The organism is Pseudomonas sp. GW821-FHT07F05, from assembly GCF_059418765.1.
Genome location: NZ_JBWKQL010000010.1, coordinates 52,452 through 66,791, shown reverse-complemented (window position 1 = coordinate 66,791; position 14,340 = coordinate 52,452). Strand labels below are relative to the sequence as shown.

Annotated in this window: 11 protein-coding genes, 1 tRNA gene and 1 pseudogene; 8 read left to right on the top strand and 5 right to left on the bottom strand. The window is 58.4% G+C overall.

The features are described 5' to 3' along the window. Positions 1 to 156: 156 nt before the first annotated feature. The 7 genes from AC07RO_RS19625 (at position 157) to AC07RO_RS19595 (ending at position 5,215) form a co-directional block, all read left to right on the top strand. Positions 157 to 777, top strand: coding sequence for a YjfI family protein (locus AC07RO_RS19625; RefSeq protein ID WP_192173120.1), 621 nt, complete (start codon positions 157 to 159; stop codon positions 775 to 777). Between the two features lie 15 nt (positions 778 to 792). Then, positions 793 to 1,500, top strand: coding sequence for a PspA/IM30 family protein (locus AC07RO_RS19620; protein ID WP_495086850.1), 708 nt, complete (start codon positions 793 to 795; stop codon positions 1,498 to 1,500). A 77-nt stretch (positions 1,501 to 1,577) separates the two neighbouring features. Next, entirely contained in the window at positions 1,578 to 2,141 is a 564-nt protein-coding gene (locus AC07RO_RS19615; protein ID WP_495086849.1) for a rhomboid family intramembrane serine protease, read from the top strand. 49 nt (positions 2,142 to 2,190) lie between these two features. Next, the gene (locus tag AC07RO_RS19610) at positions 2,191 to 2,850 is read left to right on the top strand and encodes a DUF2491 family protein (RefSeq protein ID WP_192173117.1); all 660 of its coding nucleotides are present in this window, start codon (positions 2,191 to 2,193) and stop codon (positions 2,848 to 2,850) included. 13 nt (positions 2,851 to 2,863) lie between these two features. Then, a complete protein-coding gene (locus AC07RO_RS19605; RefSeq protein WP_074886933.1) occupies positions 2,864 to 3,289 on the top strand; it encodes a DUF350 domain-containing protein in 426 nt (141 codons plus the stop codon). 28 nt (positions 3,290 to 3,317) lie between these two features. Further along, entirely contained in the window at positions 3,318 to 4,043 is a 726-nt protein-coding gene (locus AC07RO_RS19600; RefSeq protein WP_133775475.1) for a DUF1190 domain-containing protein, read from the top strand. Between the two features lie 14 nt (positions 4,044 to 4,057). Continuing rightward, positions 4,058 to 5,215 carry a glutathionylspermidine synthase family protein gene (locus AC07RO_RS19595; protein WP_495086848.1) on the top strand — a complete coding sequence of 386 codons (1,158 nt, stop codon included), beginning with the start codon at positions 4,058 to 4,060 and terminating at the stop codon, positions 5,213 to 5,215. 70 nt (positions 5,216 to 5,285) lie between these two features. On the opposite strand, the gene AC07RO_RS19590 is transcribed toward AC07RO_RS19595, so the two are convergent. From AC07RO_RS19590 to rpsU, 5 genes and pseudogenes are all read right to left on the bottom strand, one after another. After that, positions 5,286 to 5,362: transfer RNA gene (locus AC07RO_RS19590), tRNA-Ile, on the bottom strand. A gap of 15 nt (positions 5,363 to 5,377) precedes the next feature. Next, positions 5,378 to 8,320, bottom strand: a pseudogene (locus AC07RO_RS19585) (sensor domain-containing protein); the annotation flags it as partial. A gap of 440 nt (positions 8,321 to 8,760) precedes the next feature. After that, complete coding sequence (gene rpoD / locus AC07RO_RS19580) at positions 8,761 to 10,605, bottom strand: RNA polymerase sigma factor RpoD (protein WP_192173115.1); 1,845 nt, start codon at positions 10,603 to 10,605, stop codon at positions 8,761 to 8,763. A gap of 67 nt (positions 10,606 to 10,672) precedes the next feature. Beyond that, entirely contained in the window at positions 10,673 to 12,640 is a 1,968-nt protein-coding gene (gene dnaG, locus AC07RO_RS19575) for a DNA primase (protein ID WP_192173114.1), read from the bottom strand. A gap of 262 nt (positions 12,641 to 12,902) precedes the next feature. Then, entirely contained in the window at positions 12,903 to 13,118 is a 216-nt protein-coding gene (rpsU, locus tag AC07RO_RS19570; protein ID WP_002551877.1) for a 30S ribosomal protein S21, read from the bottom strand. Between the two features lie 196 nt (positions 13,119 to 13,314). On the opposite strand from rpsU, the gene tsaD reads away from it, so the two are divergent. Beyond that, a complete protein-coding gene (gene tsaD, locus AC07RO_RS19565; protein WP_282368222.1) occupies positions 13,315 to 14,340 on the top strand; it encodes a tRNA (adenosine(37)-N6)-threonylcarbamoyltransferase complex transferase subunit TsaD in 1,026 nt (341 codons plus the stop codon).

Sequence of the window (14,340 nt, the reverse complement as noted above, 5' to 3'; positions counted from 1 at the left end):
CATGGGGATGATGAATATATCCGAAGCCCGGCAAACGCGGCGCGTCACCACCGGCATTGCCTCATTCACCAAATCATCACATGTGAGATGTTGCGTATCGGGATGCTTGCGCGTAGGGTGCGTTGCTATCACATGTGATGTTCAGGAAAAACCTCAATGGCTCGGAAAACTTCAACCGACTACATGCGCGAAATGCGCGCTCGGCTGACGGCTGCCGGGTACGTGAAACGAGAGCTGTACGTACTTCCAGAAAACGCGGAAGTGCTGAGAGACATCGAAAAAGTGCTGCGCCAGCCCTACTTGGGTAACCGGATCAAACTGGAGGGATTCATGACTGAGAACACCAATTGGACCATCGACACGCTTCACTCGGCCTTCGCCGAACTGGACGTGGTGAAGAACGAAGACATCAAACTAACCCTTATTCACGGTGCCGAGCCGAGTCTGAGCCTGGTGATGAACCAGTTCGGCGGCTTGCCCATCATCATTGCCATTGCGGGCGACCAGATCCTGGTTGATTCCGTCCTGGTCTACGCCTCTCAGGTCAAAGACCCAACGTCTTTCAACGAGACAGTGTTGCGCAGTCGGGACCTCTTCCCGCTGTCTTCGATCGGCATCGAGACCATGCCAAACGGCGAAACCGTCTACAGCATGTTCGGCGCCCTGAGTGCCGCCTCTTCGCTGACGGTCATCGTCCACGAAGTCCTCACGCTGGCAGACAACGTGATTCGTGCGGCTGATGCCTACGAAGACCTTCTAACAGTTGATTCACAGTAATCGGGAGACACATCAATGAGCCTTTGGAAAAAAATGGTCACAGCGTTGCGTGGTGGGGCTTCCGAGGTGGGTGAAGCCATCGTCGATGCTCAGGCACTGCGAATCCTCGACCAGGAAATCCGTGACGCCGACGCCTCTATGCTTGCGGCGCGCAACCAGCTGATTCAGATCAAAGCCAAGCACAAGCTCTCGCTGCAACGCGTCGAAGAGCACGACAAGAACATCGCCAACTGGGAGCAGAAAGCCCTCGCAGCGATGAATAAAGGCGAAGAAGCCCTCGCCCTCGAGTGTGCCGAGAAAGTGGCCGAGCTGACGGCCCTGCGTGATCAGGAGAAGCTTGCCGCCGATCAGTTTGGCGTCCATGTGGCCAAGTTGACCGCACAGGTCATCAAGGCTGAAAGCCAGATCAAAGGCTTGCGTCAGCAAACCGATATGGCCAAGGCCCGCGACAGCGTGCAAAAGGCGCAGATCAACGCCGCTGCCGCAACCGGTGGTGCCAACGGCCGACTCGAAACCGCAGTGGGTTCGCTGGCCCGTATCAAGCAGCGTCAGGATGAGCAGGACGCGAGGCTTGAAGCGGCCGACGAGCTGACCGAGGCTGCCAATGGCAGCGATCTGGAGCGGCGTCTTCAGGATGCCGGGATCGGCGCAAAAACAGGCGGCGCGGCTGACGTGCTGGCCCGCTTGAAAGCGCAAAACCAGAGCGGTAACGCTGGGCAATAAGCACCGTTAAAAATAGGCAGCCGGATTTCCGTCTGCCTTTTTTCGGTTTCAGTTTTTTGGGCTCCAGCGGTGTACAGATGAATATCGGAAATGGACTACGAACGATACTCTGCCTTGCCGCTGTGATGATTGCTGTGCAGATGGTTAACTCCGTGACCGCCAACAGCCTGCTGTCCCACGGCCTGGTGCCCAGAACGGTATCCGGACTCCAAGGCGTCGTTTTCTCCCCGTTTCTCCATGGCTCTGTCCGTCACCTGCTGAGCAATCTGCTGCCTTTTGTGGTGCTGAGCTGGCTGGTTGCGACCGAGGGGCTTCAACGTTACGTCCGCGTGGTGCTGCTCATCGTTGTCCTCGGCGGGCTGATGGTCTGGGTAGTCGGCCGGCCGGTCATCCATGTGGGCGCCAGCGGTCTGATCTTTGGCTTGTGGGCGTATCTGCTGGCCCGGGCGTGGTACCAGCGCAGCCTGGCGAGTTTCGCGATTGCACTGGTGACCCTGCTGGGCTACAGCGGATTGATTTTTGGGTTCATTCCGGTGCCGGGCGTATCGATTGAGTCACACCTGTGTGGCGCGCTTGCCGGTATTGTGACGGCCTGGCTGATGCACTCGCGGCGGCTTCTCGAGCGAGATCCGGCGCAGTGAATTTAAAATTTTTTACATCGCCTCGGCGCGAATTCAAAGGAGATGAAACATGAGCTGGATCAAACGCGCGTTAGGCCTGGAGTCCCCCACTCCACCGGGCGGTCTCGGCAATCCAAGCCTGGCTAATCCGTTCGGGCTGGCGACCGGTCGTATGCTCGACCTCGACGACTCGCTCAAGCTGATGCTCGACGGCCATTCGGAGCTGGTGGTCCCCGACGAAGAAGTGGTCTGGGCGGTGGGTCAGGTTGACCTCGGGCAATCGGTCCGTCTGGTGCGCTTCTACTTCGAGGACGAAGATTACTGGCTGCAGGTCATGATGAACGGGCCTGCCGCTGAAGATGTTCAGGACATCATCCTGTTCGGTTACAGCAGCGCCGTCACGATCAACAGCGAGGCGGAGCTCAAGCGTCTTGTGGGGCCTGCGTCCAAAGTCGGTCTGCCGGTATTCGAGCATGACGGCTGGGAGTACGGTCGTCAGTGGGGCACGGAACAAGGCCAGACCGAGCTCACGCCCATGGACGAGCACGTCGTCAGTCCTGACGGTGCCTACCGCATCAAGCACCTGAGCATGTTGTACGCGCGGGACACCGGACTGGTGGATCGTCGCGAGTTTCTGTTGCTGTCCGTTGAAGAGGACGAGGAGGGCGTTGTCTCCTTCACCACGTCGGTCGGCGTGACCCTGCAGTCCACTGATTTCACCGTCATTTAAAAGGAAGTAAAAAATGCTTGAAGCGCTTCGTATGTCTGTCAGCTTCCAGTCGTTGCTGAGTTTTGTGGTCTACATCATTGTGGCCGGCGGATTGTTCTCGTTGTTTCAGATGGCCTACACGCGTCTGACGCCGCACAAGGAATTTGCCCAGATTCGTGAGGGCAATGTTGCCGCCGCCGTCGCCCTCGGCGGTGCGCTGATCGGTTTCGCTCTTCCTGCCAGCAACGTGATCACCTACAGCATCAGCGTTCTGGATGTGGTGATCTGGGCAGTAATCGCAGCAGTCGTACAGCTGCTGGCCTTCACCGCGACCAGCATGGTGCTCAAGGATCTGTCCGCACGCATCACCCGAGGCGAGCTTGCCGCGGCCATCTACGCCGCCAGCGTCTCGATCAGTGTCGGTTTTCTCAACTCGGCCTGCATGACGCCGTCGACCTGATCGCCCGTTATCGAAAAAGGAGTTATCGATGAGACGTAGTTCCCTCAAGCTGGTCCTGGCCAGCACCCTGCCGTTGGCGATCAGCGCATGCAGCAAGTCCGATACCGTCGAGGTTTCCGCGCAGCAGACCTATCCGTCGGTCCAGTCCTGCGTTGACCAGAAAGTACCGGTCGACATCTGCTCGGACGCTTACATGAGCGCGCTGGCGGAGCACCGCCGCATTGCCCCGACCTACGACGACAAGACGGCTTGCGAAGCAGATTTCGTCCCCGATTACTGCCAGCAGAATGCCGATGGCAAGTTCACGCCCAAGCTCGGCGGTTTTCAGCTGGAAGTTTCCGGTGAGCTTCCCAAGTCACAGGTCGACGCAGCGAAGGCTCAGGCTAACCAGTCGGGTGGCGGTGGCGGTGGCTTCGGTTCCGGGGTGAACGGGTTCCTGATGGGCATGCTCGTCAGCAACATGGTCAACGGATTCACAGGCGGTGGCGGTCGTTACTACGCTCAGCCCATTTACCAAGAGCGGGACTCGCGGGGTGGGTATGGCTACTCCACACTGTCGCGCCAGATCGAGCAGGGCAAAACCTTCGGCAACTCCACCCAGGCGCGAAGCAGCTCGACCGGCACTTACAGCAAAAGCACCCTCGGTCGTAACTCCTCCGTCTCGTCTTCTGTTTCCCGTGGCGGTTTCGGCAGCCAGGCCACCGCTCGCAGCGGTTGGGGTGGCAAAAGCAGCGGCTCAAGCTTCGGCGGATAACAGGGACGTTACCCATGAAAAGGATCAGCATCCAGGAACGTCCTGACTGGCGACAGACGGCCGAGCGTGAAGGCTTCAACTTTCACACCATCGACGGCGAGCGCTACTGGGATGAGCGGGCCTACTACCAGTTCACCGAAGCGCAGATCACACGCGACATTGAAGCGCCGACCCAGGAGCTTCATGCCATGTGCCTGGACGTTGTGGAAAGGGTCGTCGAGAGCGAAGAGCTGCTGACCCGGCTGGCCATTCCGCAGGCGTTCTTCGATCTGGTTCGCACCTCGTGGAAGGAAGGCCACCCGCATCTGTATGGCCGCTTTGACTTCAGCTATGACGGCATAAACCCGGCCAAGCTGCTGGAAGCCAACATGGACACGCCTACGTCAGCGTATGAAGCGGGCGCGTTTCAGCTCATCTGGCTTGAAGAGCAGATCCAGCGCGGCGTATTGCCGGCCCACGCTTCGCAATTCAACTCGATAGCGGAGGATCTGGTCCGGGCTTTTGCGGCGATCAAGGAAGGCGGGCCGTTCTACTTTTCGTGTATGTCAGGCTCCATCGAAGACCGGGGTACGACGGAATTCCTGCGCAAAATGGCTGAACATGTCGGCATCGAAACCCGCCACATCGACATCGAAGACATCGGCCTTAATACCCAAGGTAGATTCGTCGACCTTGAAGGTCGCTGGATCGAACGCATCTTCAAGCTGCACGCTTGGGAGCATGTCTTTCATGAGCCCCACGGCCAGGCCATCCCCCAGTGCGATACGCAGTTCATCGAACCTGCCTGGAAGGCGATTATTTCGAACAAAGGCATCCTGCCGCTGCTTTGGGAATTCAACGAAGGGCATCCCAATCTGTTGCCGTCCTTCGTTGATAAGCACCCACAATCTGCGGTGCCAAAGGGTTGGGTCCGCAAGCCGTACTTTTCCCGCGAAGGCGCCAACATCGAAATCCGCACCCCAACTGACCAGGTCATTTTCGAAGACGGCCCTTATAACGATGCTCCCTACATCCTTCAAGAGTTCGCGCCACTGCCTCGTTTTGGCGACAGCTACACGCTGATCGGGTCTTGGGTGGTGGGTGATACGGCTTCAGGGATCGGGATTCGTGAAGATGACAGTTTGATCACCAAGGACAGCAGCCGGTTTTTGCCGCATGTGGTGATTGATTGAGGTTGTGATGAGGCCGGCGGTGGGTATCGCGAAAGAACGAAAAAAGCCGCGCAATGCGCGGCTTTTTATTTGGTGGGCCCACACGGACTCGAACCGTGGACCAAGGGATTATGAGTCCCCTGCTCTAACCAACTGAGCTATAGGCCCTCAGTAGGCCGCGGATTATAACGACGGTTTACGCGCTGTGCTATCCGAAACGTCTGAAACGGTTGTACGAAGAAATGTCGTGCAGAATTCCTCCGCGCGCAGGGGGAGGCTGACGAGGTAGCCCTGGATTTGTTCGCAGCCCTCGTCCGCCAGGAATTGCTGCTGTTCGAGGGTTTCGACGCCTTCTGCGATGACTGTCAGCTGCATGCTGCGGCCCAGCGCAATGATGGCGCGGACAATCGCCGCATCGTGGGGGTCATCAGGCAAACCGCGCACAAAGGATTGGTCGATCTTGAGGATGTCCAGCGGCAGGCGCTTGAGGTAACTGAGCGAAGAGTAGCCGGTACCGAAGTCGTCGATCGCCAGCTGTACGCCGAGTGTCTTCAGGCGATGCAGGACTGAAAGCGCTTCCTCGGTCTGCGACATGATGAAGTTCTCGGTGATCTCCAGTTGCAGACACCCTGGCTGAAGCTGGTGCTGGAGCAGCAGTCGTTCGATCTTGTTGACGAGATCGGTCTGACGTAACTGGGCGCCGGCAAGGTTCACTGACAATGGGCCGGACATGTCGTAGCGCTGGTTCCACGCATGCAATTGCTGGCAGGCCGTATCGAGCACCCATTCCCCGATCTGCAGGATCATGCCGTTTTCTTCTGCCAGCGGGATGAACCGCTCAGGTGGGACATCGCCGAATGTGGGGTGAAACCAGCGTATCAGCGCTTCGGCGCCGACCAGTCGGTGTGTCAGCAGGCTGATCTTGGGCTGGTAGGACAGGGTGAACTCGTTACGCTCGATGGCGCGCCGCAGTTCGTGCTCCAGGGCGACTCGCTCGCTGGCCTGAGCGGTCAGATCGCGTGTGTAGTGCTCGACGCGGTTACGACCTTTGGCCTTCGAACGATACATCGCCGCGTCGGCGTTCTTGATCAACGTGGCGACGTCTGCGCCGTCTGTGGGAAACAGCGCGCTGCCAATGCTGGTGCTCATGAAGAACTCGTGTTCGCCCGCCTGAAACGGCGCTGAAAAGCTGTTGAGCAGCTTGGTGGCGACCACTTCGGCGTCAGTCGGATTTTGCAGGCCCGGCAACAGGATAATGAACTCGTCGCCTCCGAGTCGCGCGACGGTGTCGATGTCACGCAGGTTCTCCTTCAGGCGCACCGCAATGCTCTTCAGCAGCAGATCGCCGACCGGGTGACCGAGACTGTCATTGATGTGCTTGAAGCGATCCAGGTCGAGGAACAACACCGCGCCGAGGCTGTAAGCCGCTCTTGAGTGAATCAGCGCGGCGTGCAGTCGGCTTTCGAACAGCGTCCGATTGGGCAGGCCGGTCAGCGGGTCGTGGTGCGCCTGATAATCCAGCCGTGCCTGAGCCTGCTTCAGGCTGGAAATATCAGCGAACACCGCGACAAAATGGGTGATGAATTTATCGCGATTGCGCACGGCACTGATGGTCAGCCAGCTCGGGTAGATCTCGCCATTTTTGCGCCGGTTGCTGATCTCGCCCTGCCAGTGACCTTCGGCCGTCAGTTGGTACCACATGGCGGCGTAGAACGCGCTGTCATGGAATCCGGACGCCAGGAGACGCGGTGTCTCGCCGAGGGCTTCCTGCTCGCTGTAGCCGGTGATCTCGCTGAAGGCGCGGTTGACGGCATTGATCCGCTGTCGGGTGTCGGTGATCAACACACCCTCCGCCGTGCTCTCAAATACCGTCGCGGCCAGTTGCAGTTTCTCCTGCATCTGGTGGCGGTCGGTGATGTCGCGCGCGATGGTAAGCATGTAATCCTCACCGGCAATCGGCAGCGGTCGTGCGGAAATCTCGCACAGGCGGATCTGACCATCCCTTCGACGAATGTGGCTGGTGAAGTCCTTCACGAAGCCGTCGCGGTTCAATTGCTCAAGCAGTTGCTGTCGCTCGTTCAGGTCTACCCAGATGCCCAGGTCGAGGGTGGTACGGTCTACGGACAGCGAGCTGTGATAACCGGTGATCCGGCTGAAGCCGTCGTTGACCTCCACCAGCAACCCGTCGTTTTGCCGTGTAATCAGCAGTCCGTCTGGCGAAGAATGGAAGGCCTTGGCAAATTTCTCTTCGGACATTTGCAGCTGTTGCTGGGCTTCCTTGAGCGGCGTGATGTCCCTCACCACCAGAACCACTGCGGCCGTGGAGTCCAGATCAAAGGGCTCGGCTGACAGAAGCCCGGTGAACAAGCGGCCATCACTGCGCCGAAACGGCATTTCCAGATTGCGTATGCTGCCCCTTTGAAGGCGTTGCAGCAGACTGTGGCCGATGTCGGGAATGCCCCAGATATTCAACTCGGAGGGCAGGCGTCCTACAACGTCGGCCGGGCTGACGCCAATTTGCTCGGCAAATGCCGGATTGGCCTCCAGAAAACAGCCATCGGAAAGGCGCGCGATCACCAGCATGTCAGGGCATTGCGCGAACACCGAGGCGAACTTCCCTTCCGACAGGCGCAGCGCTTCTTCGGTCTGCTTGGCTTCGCTGATGTCGATCATCAGCCCGCGCATCACGGGCTCTCGGCCACAGCCGATCATGCTCACGATATCGCGAATCCAGACCACCCTGCCGTCGGCGCTCAGGACTCGGTAATCGACGCTGTGATCGTTGCCTTCCGCAACCTCACGGTCGCAGTAGGCTTGGGCGTAGTCGATGTCCTCGGGATGAACGATGCTGCGCCAGAATCCGGGCCGTCGCCACTGGTGCAGCGGATACCCCAGCAATTCCTGCGCATGGGGCGAGACGTAGTTGTAGGAGTAGTCGTGAGTGTTGGCTTCCCACGCGATGGCCGAAAGGCTCTCGATCATCCCGCGATAGTGGTACTCGCTGCTGCGCAGCTCTTGTTCCAGCGCGATCCGGCGGGAAATTTCCGAGCTGAGGCGACGGTTGACCCGCACCACAATGGCTAGCACCGTTGTCAGCACCAGCAGCCCGGGCAGTCCGATCAGCAAGAACTCGTGCCAGAGCTTGCTGCGTTCGCTGGCATGGAAACCTGCCGGCAATGCGGCTGACGAATCCGTCAGGTCGTTGTGTCGTTCTGATGGGCGCGCCTGATTGACACCGAAAAATCGGTCGCTGAGCAGGGGAGTGGATAAGTTTTGGTTTATATCGACTGGATTTCTAGATTGGGCGTCTTCGGTGGACTGTAACCCTTGCCGCATCGCTTGCCCTTCATCTTCGTTGTGAAGCAATGCCTGGGCGGAGACTGCAGAGGAGGTAAGCAAGCATAAGAGAGCAATGGCCGGCATCCAAATCATGGCAGCCTCGGTGATTCATTGGTAAGAATCAAACGAGTGTAGCCGGGCTGGACAACAGTGGCACTGTGCCGAAAATTTATTCCTTAAAACGCAAAACCCCCAGCAATGCCGGGGGTTTTGGTATGACGCGTCGCTTACTCGTCGAGGAACGAACGCAGGTGTTCGCTTCGCGTCGGGTGACGCAGCTTGCGCAACGCCTTGGCTTCGATCTGACGGATACGCTCACGGGTTACATCGAACTGCTTACCGACTTCCTCAAGGGTGTGGTCAGTATTCATGTCGATACCGAAACGCATACGCAGGACCTTGGCTTCACGGGCGGTGAGGCCCGACAGCACTTCGCGCGTCGCTTCTTTCAAGCTCTCTACCGTGGCGACATCGATTGGCGACTGCATGGTCGAATCTTCAATGAAGTCACCCAGGTGGGAATCTTCGTCGTCACCGATCGGCGTTTCCATGGAGATCGGCTCTTTCGCGATCTTCAACACCTTGCGGATCTTGTCCTCAGGCATTTCCATGCGTTCGCCCAGCTCTTCCGGCGTCGGTTCGCGACCCATTTCCTGCAACATCTGACGGGAAATGCGGTTGAGCTTGTTGATCGTCTCGATCATGTGCACCGGAATACGAATGGTGCGTGCCTGGTCAGCGATCGAGCGAGTGATCGCCTGACGAATCCACCAGGTGGCGTACGTCGAGAACTTGTAACCACGACGGTATTCGAACTTGTCCACCGCCTTCATCAAACCGATGTTGCCTTCCTGGATCAGATCGAGGAATTGCAGGCCACGGTTGGTGTACTTCTTGGCGATCGAGATCACAAGACGCAGGTTGGCTTCAACCATTTCTTTCTTCGCGCGGCGGGCCTTGGCCTCACCGATCGACATCCGACGGTTGATGTCCTTGATTTCCAGAATGGTCAGGCCGGTTTCTTCTTCCAGCGCGGTCAGCTTTTGCTGGCAGCGCTGAATGTCGGCCTGAAGACGACCAATGGCTTCAGCGTATTTGCTTTTGCCTTTGGCCAGCCCATCGGTCCAGCTCTGGTCAACTTCGTTGCCCGGGAACTGGCGCAGGAAGTCGGCGCGCGGCATGCGTGCATCACGAACGCACAGCTGCATGATGGCGCGTTCCTGGGCGCGCAGACGCTCAAGGGCACCGCGGACGCGCTCAACCAGACCTTCAAACTGTTTCGGAACCAGCTTGATCGGCATGAACAGCTCGGCCAGAGCCAACAGTTCAGCGTTGGCCTGCTTGCTGCCACGACCGTGCTTTTTCAACGCCTTGAGGGCGATTGCCATCTGGTCTGAAACGGCACCGAAGCGCTGGGCGGCGATGACTGGATCCGGGCCGCTTTCGACCTCGTCCTCTTCATCGTCGGTAGCGTCGTCCTCTTCGTCGTCAGCCCCTTCGACCTTCTCGGCCTTGGGATCTACCGGCGGCGGGACTTCGGCTGGCGGCGCTATGCCGTCGTCCGGGTCGATATATCCGCTCAAAACGTCGGACAGGCGACCGCCTTCGGTGGTAACGCGAGTGTACTCGGAGAGAATGTGCTCAACCGTGCCAGGGAAGTGCGCGATGGCGCCCATCACTTCACGGATGCCTTCTTCGATACGCTTGGCGATTTCAATTTCGCCTTCACGTGTCAGAAGCTCGACGGTACCCATTTCGCGCATATACATGCGCACTGGGTCAGTCGTGCGACCGATGTCGGTCTCCACCGCAGCCAACGCAGCAGCGGCTTCTTCAGCGGCTGCCTCGTCGGTATCGGCGTCGGCCAACATAAGGGCGTCCGCATCCGGAGCACTCTCGTGTACGGGGATCCCCATGTCGTTGATCATGCGGATGATGTCTTCCACCTGCTCTGGATCTGAAATATCCTCAGGCAGGTGGTCGTTGACCTCTGCGTAAGTCAGATACTTCTGCTCACGACCCAGGGTGATCAACTCTTTGATACGAGACTGCTGTTGCGCTTTTCCGGACATAACACCCTATCCACTGAAGGTCTTGGCGGGCAAAAAACAAGCCGGGGATTATACCCGAGCTATGACCTCACACGCCAGTTGAGGTCGGGGTTTGTGCAGGAACTTTGCGATTTAACAGGTTGAGCAGCTGAACTTTTTCTTCCGCGCTCAGGCCTGACTGCCGTTCCTTCCTGATCAATTGCTCCAGATGTCGCTCGCGTTGGCGGGCAGACAAGCTAGTTATAGTGTCGAAAAACTGTTGTTCAAGGTTATCGGCCGAGATCAGCCATTCCTTTTCCGCCAGTTGACGCAGCAATCGTCCTTGATCGGTGCCATGCCAGCGGGCAATCAACTGCATCGTGCGCAGCTTCGGGTTTTTCTGTGTAGCGTCGATCAGGGCCACCAGAAGCTGTGAATACACATTCTCTTCATCGGCGAACGTACTGGCGTTTGCGACCTGCGCTGACAGTTCAGGGTGATGCAGCAAAGTTCTGAGTGCTGTCAGTGCCGGTGGCTCAACCGTCGCCGGTGTGCGTGGCCCGCGAGGTTCGAAATCAGGACGCTTGCCGTTCTTGTCCCATTTCTTGCCTTTGTCCCACGGCTTCTTGTCCCATTTCTTCTGCTGACCGCCCGGCGCGCTCGGTGTCCATTCCTGCTGCGCCTGATAATCGTGCTGCTGGTAATCGCCGTAATCCGGCACGGCGTCGTAATCAAAGCCCGGATCGTAGCTGGGCTGGGCTTCCGCCGGAGCAGACTGCATCAACTGGCTGACTGCAGCGGTGTCCAGCCCGGTGATCTCTTTCAGGCGTCGACGCATCAGCTCACGCAAATTCGCGCCCGGCACTTTTTCGATCAGTGGCGCGGCCAGCGTTACCATGTGTGCCTTGCCTTCCAGGGAGCGCGGATCGGCCTCCTTGGTCAGTTGCTCGAAAAAATAGTCGGCCAGCGGTTGTGCATGCTGGTTGATCCTGGCCTTAAATGCGTCGGTGCCTTCGGCCCGCACCAGAGTGTCGGGATCTTCCCCTTCGGGCAGAAACAGAAACCTCGCGCGCCGGCCGTCTTGCAAACCGGGAATCGTCGCTTCCAGCGCACGCCAAGCGGCGTTTCGGCCAGCCTGGTCACCGTCAAAGCAGAACAACACGTTCGGTACCACGCGAAACAGCCGCTTCAAATGCTCTTCACTGGTCGCCGTACCGAGCGTCGCAACGGCATTGCGCAAGCCTTGTTGGGCCAGCGCAATAACGTCCATGTAGCCTTCGACGACGATAATCTCGTCCAGGTTACGGTTAAATTTGCGAGCTTCGAATAAACCGTATAACTCCTGACCCTTATGAAACACCGGGGTTTCAGGAGAGTTCAGGTATTTGGGCTTGTCGTCGCCCAGTACCCGCCCGCCAAATGCGATCACACGGCCGCGACTATCGCGAATGGGGAACATCACCCGGTCGCGAAAGCGGTCGTAGCGTTTGCCGGTTTCGGCGTTTTCGATCAGCAGGCCGGCATCGATCATCGCCTTCTGTTGAAGGGTGTCGCTGCTAAGGTGTTTGTAGAGGTTATCCCAGCCAGGAGGGGCGAAGCCGAGTCCGAAGTCCCGGGCAATCTCGCCTGACAGGCCACGGCCTTTCAGGTATTCCACCGCAGATTTTCGCGTTGGATGGCTCTTCAGCGCAGCGCGATAGTAGTCGGCGGCGGCTGTTAATAGGGGGTAGAGCGGCGAATCGGTAGGCTGCCTGGGCTTTTGCCCTTTGACGCCTTGTTCGCGTGGGACTTCCATCCCGGCGGCTTTGGCCAGGTCTTCGACGGCCTGGGGGAAATCCAGGTTGTCGTGGTCCATGATGAAGCCGAGGGCATTGCCACCCGCGCCACAGCCGAAGCAGTAATAGAACTGTTTGTCCGGGCTGACGCTGAACGACGGTGTCTTCTCTTTATGGAAAGGACAACAGGCGCTGAAGTTCTTGCCGGTCTTTTTTAATTGAACGCGTGAGCTGACAACATCGACGATGTCGGTGCGGTTCAGGAGGTCGTCAATAAAACCTTGGGGAATCAGTCCGGCCATGGCGTTCTCATCATCAGGCGCCCCGCCAGAAAGATCGTGGCGAATCCAAACCGTAACGACGGTTGCTTGGTCAGTGTAGACGGGTCAACGCGGCCTGAATCAGGCTGGAAGAAATCGACGGGGTTTGTCTCGGTCGCATCTGCGGCGTCAACAGCCTCTGTCTTGTGTTGCTTGATCGGTGTTGCCTGAGGCTAGAACTGCAACTGCCGACAGCCCGGCTTTGAAGGCCGGGCAAGGCAGAAGCTTGCGTCAGACGTCTGTATTAATACAGACGAACGGCGCGGCGCTGTTCGCGCTGTACTTTCTTGGCGTGACGCTTAACAGCAGCTGCTGCTTTACGCTTACGCTCAGAAGTCGGCTTCTCGTAAAATTCGCGGCTACGAACTTCAGCCAGAACACCGGCTTTTTCGCAGGAGCGCTTGAAACGACGCAGAGCTACGTCGAAGGGTTCGTTCTCTTTAACTTTGACGGCTGGCATCCAGAGCTACCTTCATTCATTACCGGGGTCAACGCTTACTGCAACGCTTGCACTAAGTACGTCGGTTTTTAAGGGTTGCGGATGTTAACCCCTTGCTTCGCGGAATGCAAAGCCTCTGATCGAAAAGCACTGGTCGCAGGCATGAGCGGCGACTATTATGCGCGCCTTCGAATTCAGCCTCTACAAGGCGTACCCCATGCTAGTACTGGGAATGGAAACTTCCTGCGATGAGACCGGTGTCGCGCTGTACGACAGCGACCGCGGGTTGCTTGCCGATGCATTATTCAGCCAGATCGACCTGCACCGCGTCTACGGTGGCGTGGTCCCGGAGCTTGCCTCGCGCGATCACGTAAAACGCATGCTGCCCTTGATTCGTCAGGTGTTGGCCGAGGCGGACTGCGCCGTGACCGAGATCGATGCCATCGCTTATACCGCTGGCCCGGGACTGGTCGGGGCCCTGCTGGTAGGGGCTTCGTGCGCACAGGCTCTGGCGTTTGCGTGGGACATTCCGGCGCTGGGTGTTCACCACATGGAAGGGCATCTGCTGGCGCCGATGCTGGAGGAAAATCCGCCTGAGTTTCCGTTCGTCGCTTTGTTGGTTTCCGGCGGCCATACGCAGCTGGTTCGCGTCGATGGCATTGGTCTTTACGAGCTGCTGGGCGAGACCCTGGACGACGCCGCCGGCGAAGCTTTCGACAAAACCGCAAAGATGATGGGGCTGAACTACCCCGGTGGTCCGGAGATTTCCCGTCTGGCGCAATCCGGTGTGTCTGGGCGGTTTGTCTTTCCGCGTCCGATGACGGACCGCCCCGGGCTGGATTTCAGCTTCAGCGGCTTGAAAACCTTTTCGCTGAACACGTGGCAGCAGTGCCAGAGCGCCGGGGACGACAGCGAGCAAACCCGTTGCGACATCTCGCTGGCCTTCCAGCAGGCGGTGGTGGACACTTTGACCATCAAGTGCAAACGCGCGCTGAAGCAGACCGGGCTCAAGCGTCTGGTCATCGCCGGTGGCGTGAGCGCGAACAAGGCGTTGCGCCAGTCGCTGGAGCAGATGCTCGATGGCCTGGGCGGCAATGTCTACTACGCGCGTCCTGAGTTCTGCACCGACAACGGCGCGATGATCGCCTTTGCCGGCTGCCAGCGTTTGCGGGCGGGGCAGAGGGAAAGTTTGAGCATTACGGTTCAGGCGCGCTGGCCGATGGAGCAGTTGCCCGGTCTTTGA

Excerpts from the sequence above, each read along its gene's own strand:
- tsaD (WP_282368222.1), top strand. The coding sequence starts at position 13,315 with ATGCTAGTACTGGGAATGGAAACTTCCTGCGATGAGACCGGTGTCGCG.
- AC07RO_RS19615 (WP_495086849.1), top strand. The coding sequence starts at position 1,578 with ATGAATATCGGAAATGGACTACGAACGATACTCTGCCTTGCCGCTGTG.
- rpoD (WP_192173115.1), bottom strand. The coding sequence starts at position 10,605 with ATGTCCGGAAAAGCGCAACAGCAGTCTCGTATCAAAGAGTTGATCACC.
- AC07RO_RS19605 (WP_074886933.1), top strand. The coding sequence starts at position 2,864 with ATGCTTGAAGCGCTTCGTATGTCTGTCAGCTTCCAGTCGTTGCTGAGT.
- dnaG (WP_192173114.1), bottom strand. The coding sequence starts at position 12,640 with ATGGCCGGACTGATTCCCCAAGGTTTTATTGACGACCTCCTGAACCGC.
- AC07RO_RS19620 (WP_495086850.1), top strand. The coding sequence starts at position 793 with ATGAGCCTTTGGAAAAAAATGGTCACAGCGTTGCGTGGTGGGGCTTCC.
- AC07RO_RS19595 (WP_495086848.1), top strand. The coding sequence starts at position 4,058 with ATGAAAAGGATCAGCATCCAGGAACGTCCTGACTGGCGACAGACGGCC.
- rpsU (WP_002551877.1), bottom strand. The coding sequence starts at position 13,118 with ATGCCAGCCGTCAAAGTTAAAGAGAACGAACCCTTCGACGTAGCTCTG.
- AC07RO_RS19625 (WP_192173120.1), top strand. The coding sequence starts at position 157 with ATGGCTCGGAAAACTTCAACCGACTACATGCGCGAAATGCGCGCTCGG.
- AC07RO_RS19600 (WP_133775475.1), top strand. The coding sequence starts at position 3,318 with ATGAGACGTAGTTCCCTCAAGCTGGTCCTGGCCAGCACCCTGCCGTTG.
- AC07RO_RS19610 (WP_192173117.1), top strand. The coding sequence starts at position 2,191 with ATGAGCTGGATCAAACGCGCGTTAGGCCTGGAGTCCCCCACTCCACCG.